The sequence below is a fragment of the Rhodanobacter sp. PCA2 genome (genome assembly GCF_013620825.1).
Taxonomy (GTDB): domain Bacteria; phylum Pseudomonadota; class Gammaproteobacteria; order Xanthomonadales; family Rhodanobacteraceae; genus Rhodanobacter_A.
This window is the reverse complement of sequence record NZ_NJIC01000029.1, coordinates 25,485-31,488: the sequence shown is the minus strand read 5'-3', so window position 1 is coordinate 31,488 and position 6,004 is coordinate 25,485. Positions and strand designations below refer to the sequence as shown.

Genomic DNA, 6,004 nt, shown 5'->3' with positions numbered 1-6,004 from the left:
GCCCCCGGCTCCGCCGCCCGCATCGACCGCGCCGACGCCCCCGCCGCTGGATGCCCAGCTGTCCATCACCAATACCTATGCCGCCCACAACCAGGGCTATACCGGTACCGGGGTGGTCATAGGCGTGGTCGACAGCGGCATCATGCGCAGCAACCCCGCGGTGGCCGGACGGGTCACCCAGGAGCTGGTCTACGTCGATCCGACTGCCAACAACACCAAGGTCGACGACGTGGTCGGCCACGGCACCTGGGTCTCGGAAATCGCCGCCGGCACCGGCTTCGGCAAGTTCCCCGGCGGCATCGCGCCCGGTGCCAGCCTGGTCTCGGCGCGCATCATCAGCGACACCCCGCCCAAGGACGACGGTTCGGGCCAGGGCAATGCGGTGACCGCCGCCGACGCCGCGTTCTTCGCGCAGACGCTCAACCCGGCGCTGATCAACGCCGGCGTGAAGGTGATGAACAATTCCTGGGGCGGCATCTACTGGGATACCACCAACGCATCGATCAACCAGGCGTTCGGCCAGGCCTACCAGCCGTTCGTGCAGCAGGGCGGACTGGTGGTGTTCGCGGCCGGCAACGACAAGCGCAGCGACCCCAGCGACATCGCCAGCCTGCCTACGGTGGCGCCGGGCCTGGGCCTGGACAAGGGCTGGCTGGTGGCGGTGGCGGTGGACAGCAACAATCCCACCCAGCTCGCCAGCTATTCCAATGCCTGCGGCCGTTCGATGAACTACTGCCTGGCCGCACCGGGCGACGTGATCGTGCTGGACAAGGACACCACGTCCAGCACCACCAGCCCCACCTACTGGCAGGTCAGCGGCACCTCGTTCGCGGCGCCGCAGGTGTCGGGCGCGGCAGCGCTGGTGTGGCAGGCCTACCCGTATTTCAGCAACGACCTGGTGCGGCAGACCCTGCTTGGCACCGCCACCCCGCTGGGCGGCTCGCAGCCCAACGCCACGTTCGGCTACGGCGAGTTGAACGTGGGGCGCGCGGTGAACGGCCCGATGCAGTTCAACTGGGGCGACGTCACGGTCGGCTTCACCGGCAATTCGAGCTGGAACAATCCGATCTCCGGCGCCGGCGGCCTGGTCAAGCAGGGCAGCGGCACGCTCAACCTCACCCAGCCGTCCAGCTACACCGGCCTGACCCAGGTGCAGGCCGGCACGCTCACCGCGAAATCGCTGGCCGGTGCCGCGACCATCGGCAGCGGCGCCACCCTGAGCGGCATGTCGGCCATCGGCGGCAACGTGACCAATGCCGGCACGCTGGGCATCGCCAACACCAACGTCAGCCTGACGGGCAGCTACACGCAGCAGTCCACCGGCCAACTGGCGGTGTCGCTGGGCTCGACGCTCAACGTGAGCGGCACGGCCACGCTCGCCGGCAACCTGCTGGTGACCGGCATCAATGCCGGCTACACGGCGAATGCGCGCACCGTGGTGGTCAATGCCCAGCAGGGACTCACCGGCACGTTTGCCGCGATCAACGCGGCCTCGAACGTGCTGCTCACCGCCACCGCCGGCTACGACGCGAACAACGCCTGGTTGAACGTGGGCCAGGTCAGCGTGACCGCGGTGCAGGGCGCCAGCTACACCGCTGCGTCCTACGGCGCGGCGCAACGCGTGAATGCCGCGTTCGAGCAGATCAACACGCAGCTCGGTGCGGGCGCGGCCCCCGGCTCGGCGGTGGGCAGCGGCTTCATCGCCGGCGCCGCCAGCCTGCAGCAGACCACCACGCTGGCGGGGCTGCAGAGTTCGCTGGAAAGCCTGTCCGGCCAGTTGCACGCGGCCAGTGCGGCGATGACGTTCGAGGCGATCGACGCCGGCACGCGCGCCTTGTCCGAACGCTTCGACCAGTTGCTGGACGCGCCGCAACCCGGCGCCTGGACGCAGAATCTGGGCTACCACGGCGACATGTCGCGCGGCGGCTACGGCAACGTGGGCTACGACTTGTCCGGGTTCCTGATCGGGCAGGACTTCCGCGTGGACGGCAGCGGCGTGGCCGGCTTCGCGCTGAGCCGCAGCCAGGGCCTGGGCCGGCTCACCGAAAGCGCGGACCAGGGTTTCAGCCATGCCGTGGAAGGCATGCTCTACGGCGGCACGGTACGTGGCGCGTGGTACGCGATGGGCCGCTTCGGCGTGGGCAACTACCGCGAAACCATGCGGCGCCAGCTGCAACTGGGCAACCAGTACGGCGGCGTGTCCAGCGACAGCCGCGGGCGCTACGGCGTCGCCTATGGCGAGAGCGGTTACCGGATGAGCCTGGCGGGCGCCCGCGTCACGCCGTACGCGAGCCTGGAGTATGCGCAGGTCAACCGCGACGGCTTCAACGAGCTGGGCGGCGACGGTTTCGGCCTGAAGTCCGGCTCGCTCACCACCGCGCGCTGGCAGGCCGGGCTGGGCGTGCGCGCCAGCCGCGGCTGGCAGCTCGCCCGCGGCGGCAGCGTCAGCCTGCAGGGACGGTTGGCGTGGCAGCAGTCCTTCGGCCTGCGCGGCGAGGCGTTCGACGCCAGCTTCAGCGGCGTGAACCAGTGGGCGCCGCTGGGCGGCATCGGCCTGGCGCGGTACGGCGGCGTGGCCGGCGCCACGCTGGACTGGAGCATGACTCCGCGCAGCAACCTCACGCTGGGCTACGACCAGTACTTCGGCCAGCTCGACGCGGCGAAGATGGCCACGTTGAACTACCGCTGGTCGTTCTGAGCGGGCCGTACGCGCTGCCGCCGCGTGGCGGCAGCGCGAAGCACCGGTCGCGGGCTCGATCCCGCGGGTTTCGTGTCGCCTTGCCGGTACCGGCGGCGAGGCATCGCGCCAGCCATGTCTGCATTGCCGGGCGACGCCCGATCCAGGCGGCGGGCTTCAGACCAGTTCGACCTGCACCCCGGCGTCGCGCAGCGCTTCCACCAGTTCGGCCGGCGCGCCGTTGTCGGTGATCACCTTGTCCAGCTGGCCCACCGCTGCGATCACCGACAGGCTGCGCTGGCCCAGCTTGCTGGCATCCAGCACGGCCACGGTCTGGCGCGCCACGCGTATCATCAGCGCGTTGAGCGCGGACTCCAGCGGGTCGGGCGTGGTCACGCCCACCTCGGGGTCGAGGCCGTCCACGCCCAGGAACAGGCGGTCGGCCGACAGCCTGGCCAGCGCCTGTTCCGCGTCGGGACCGACCAGCGAGTAGGAGGTCGGGCGCAGCATGCCGCCCAGCATCATCACGCGCACGTGCGGTATCCCGGACAGCTCCAGCGCGATGTTCAGCGCGTTGGTGATCACGGTGAGCGAGTCGAACTTGCGCTGGCGGATCTGCCGCGCGATCTCCACCGTGGTGGAGCCGGAGTCGAGGATGATGGTTTCGCCATCGCGGATCATCGCCGCCGCGGCCTGGCCGATGCGCAGCTTCTGCGCATGGCGGCGGGTTTCCTTGATGGTGAGCGGAATGTCGCTGCTGGTCGGCATCACCGGCAGCGCGCCGCCGTGCGAACGCACGATGGCCGAGGCGCTCGCCAGCGCCTCGAGGTCGCCGCGGATGGTGACTGCCGAGGTGGCGAACTTCTTCGCCAGTTCCTCCACCGTGGCGCGGCCGTGTTCTTCCACGTATTCCACGATCATGCGTCGGCGCTCGCCGAGCAGCAGGCGGGGGCGCGACTGGGCGGCGGGCTTGGCGGCTTGGGTTTTGCTCATGGGGGCGGAATATGCAGGAGTCGGGCGGCGTTGTCATGATAGACCTTGCGCAGCACGGCGTCCGGCAGATTCAGCCCGTAGATGGACCAGCGCCCCTGCGGCGGCACGGGGGCAGGGGCGTAGTCGAAGTATTCGTCCTCGGTTTCGAGGAAGCGGTAGTAGATTTCGTACAGTTCATCCCCGAACAGCTGTTGCGGCACGTCGTCGCCCCAGGGCGAGGGCACCGCGTCGGTGCCGAACAGGATGCGGTCCTGGTGGCGGTCGAAGAAACGCTGGGCGATGCGCGGTTGGCGACCGAGTTCACCTATGCGCGCGCTGATGTCCACCAGCGTGTTCGGGTAGCGCGCGAGGCAATCCTCGACCGCGGCCAGGTTTTCCGCGTTGTTGCCCACGTGCAGCAGCACGAAGGTGGTTTTCGGGTGGCGCGCGATCATGCGGTTGCGCGCGTCTATCAGCTCCTGGTGGCCGGGGAACGCCGGCCCGTAGAACGACCAGTCCGGATGGTTGGCCAGTTCCTCGTAGCGCTCGTTGTCGCCGTCGGTGGGCAGGAAGAACGCCTCCGGGTCGGACACGTGCAGGAACACCGGCATGTCGTGCGCGGCGCAGGCTTCCCACATGGCATCGAAGCGGCGGTCGTCCACGCCCACCAGCGGGCCTTCGTCGATGCGTTCGCGCAGGTACAGCCCCAGCGTCTTCAGCAGCTTCAGCCCGCGGGCGCCCGCGCGCTTGGCGTGGCCGATCGCGTCGGCCTGGCGTAGCGGGTAATCCGGTTCGGGGAACAGCGCGAACGAGGGCTCGGTGAGGGTGAGGAAGCGCCCGGGCGCGGCCTGGTCGAACCGGCGGATGCTTTCCTCCAGCCCCTTGCCCACGCCGCCGGTGAGGTTCACCAGGGTGCGCACGCCCTTGCGGTCCATCGTCGGCAGCAGCGCCTCCGGCGTGGCGAACACGGTGATTTCCTCGCCGACCGATACGCCGTTGCGCACGTTCTTCGACCAGGTGAGGTGGGCGTGCACGTCGATCACCGGGAAGCGCGGCCGTTCGATGTGCGTCTTCGGCACCCGCAACATGCTGCGCGGGCGGAAGTCCTTCAGCCGCAGCTCGCCCTTGCCGGCGTCGGGGGCGGTCTGCAGCGGATTCTTGCCGCCGGCCGCGATGCGCACGGTGCCTTCGCCCGTGGGCGGGGCACAGCAGAGGCAGGCGTTGCGGTGGTTCATGCGTGTCTGGTCCCGGTTCGCCACGGCGTCTCATCATGCGCCTCCCTGCAAGGAGGGAGGGGGGCGGGGTGCGTGGCCGCCGCTCGCTGGAGGGTGATCGCGCAGGCCGCACTCCCGCGGCTGCACTGCGAGCAGAGCTGCTTCCCCCGCCCCCTCCCGCAGAGGGGCGACGGGGTCAGCGCGGGTGCTTCTTCATGATGTCGTGCACCTGGCGGGTCAGCGCCACGGCCTGGTCGAACGGACGCAGCCACATGTTGCGGCCGAACATCACGCCCGAGGCGCCGGATTGCATGTAGTGCTCCACCTTGCGCAGCACCGCGTCGTCGTCGTCGTTCTTCTCGCCGCCGGAGAACAGCACCATGGTGCGGCCGGCCGAGCGCACCACGCGGGCGCAGCGGGCGGCGGAGTCTTCCTGCAGCTTGTCGTAGGGCGCAGGCACGTTGGCCACGCTGTCGTTCGGTTCGTGCAGCTTCACGATGTCGGCGCCCAGTTCGAGCGCCACGCGCGCGGCGTAGTCCTGCGCATAGAGCGTGTTGGTGCCGCCCCTGGCGTTGACCGCGCTGCCGCGCGGGTAGGACCACAGCACCAGCGGCATGCCGTAGCGCTCGCAGTCGCGGCGCACCTGCTCGAACTGGCGGAACTCGTCGTGCTGGCGCGGCGAGCCCACGTACATGGTGTAGCCCACCGCCTCGGCGCCCAGGCGCACGGCGTCCTCCACCGAGGCGAACAGCGGCGAGGTGGCCTCGGCATCGCTGGGGATGTTGGTCTTGCCGTTGAGCTTGAGGATCAGCGGCACGCGGCCGGCGTAGCCGCTCATGTACTTCTCGGCCAGGCCGATGCCCAGCGCGATGGCAGAAAAGCCGCCGGCTGCGGCGAGTTCGAACTGGTACGACGGATCCACAGCCGGCGGATGGGGAAAGAAATCGGTGGGGCCATGTTCCAGGCCCTGATCGAGCGGCAGCACCAGCAGGCTGCCGTTGCGCGGACCCGCGCCATACAGCAGACGCCACAACCGGGCGCGCTTGCCCTGCGACAGCGGCAGCGCTGCAAATTTTTCGGAAGCTTTCGAAGGTACTTGTAAGCTGTGGTTCATTTCGAATACGCTGGGTCGGTGGACGAA

The 6,004-nt window shown here is 69.4% G+C and carries 4 protein-coding genes; 1 reads left to right on the top strand and 3 read right to left on the bottom strand.

Annotated elements, in window-relative coordinates; genetic code table 11:
- A partial coding sequence (locus PCA_RS10325) for an autotransporter serine protease (protein WP_181302528.1) occupies window positions 1–2,698 on the top strand: 2,698 nt, incomplete at its 5' end.
- A gap of 156 nt (window positions 2,699–2,854) precedes the next feature.
- Here the strand turns inward: PCA_RS10325 and PCA_RS10320 are convergent.
- The 3 genes from PCA_RS10320 to PCA_RS10310 all read right to left on the bottom strand — a co-directional run bounded on the left by PCA_RS10320 (window position 2,855) and on the right by PCA_RS10310 (window position 5,896).
- Window positions 2,855–3,670, bottom strand: a complete 816-nt coding sequence (locus tag PCA_RS10320) for a DeoR/GlpR family DNA-binding transcription regulator (RefSeq protein ID WP_181302527.1) — start codon at window positions 3,668–3,670, stop codon at window positions 2,855–2,857.
- Window positions 3,667–4,884 (bottom strand): amidohydrolase family protein, encoded by a 1,218-nt coding sequence (locus PCA_RS10315; RefSeq protein ID WP_181302526.1) that lies wholly within the window; start codon window positions 4,882–4,884, stop codon window positions 3,667–3,669. The genes PCA_RS10320 and PCA_RS10315 overlap by 4 nt, the downstream gene beginning before the upstream one ends.
- Window positions 4,885–5,059: 175 nt before the next feature.
- Window positions 5,060–5,896 carry a fructose-bisphosphate aldolase gene (locus PCA_RS10310; RefSeq protein WP_255436782.1) on the bottom strand — a complete coding sequence of 279 codons (837 nt, stop codon included), beginning with the start codon at window positions 5,894–5,896 and terminating at the stop codon, window positions 5,060–5,062.
- Window positions 5,897–6,004: the final 108 nt, after the last annotated feature.

Excerpts from the sequence above, each read along its gene's own strand:
- PCA_RS10315 (WP_181302526.1), bottom strand. The coding sequence starts at position 4,884 with ATGAACCACCGCAACGCCTGCCTCTGCTGTGCCCCGCCCACGGGCGAA.
- PCA_RS10320 (WP_181302527.1), bottom strand. The coding sequence starts at position 3,670 with ATGAGCAAAACCCAAGCCGCCAAGCCCGCCGCCCAGTCGCGCCCCCGC.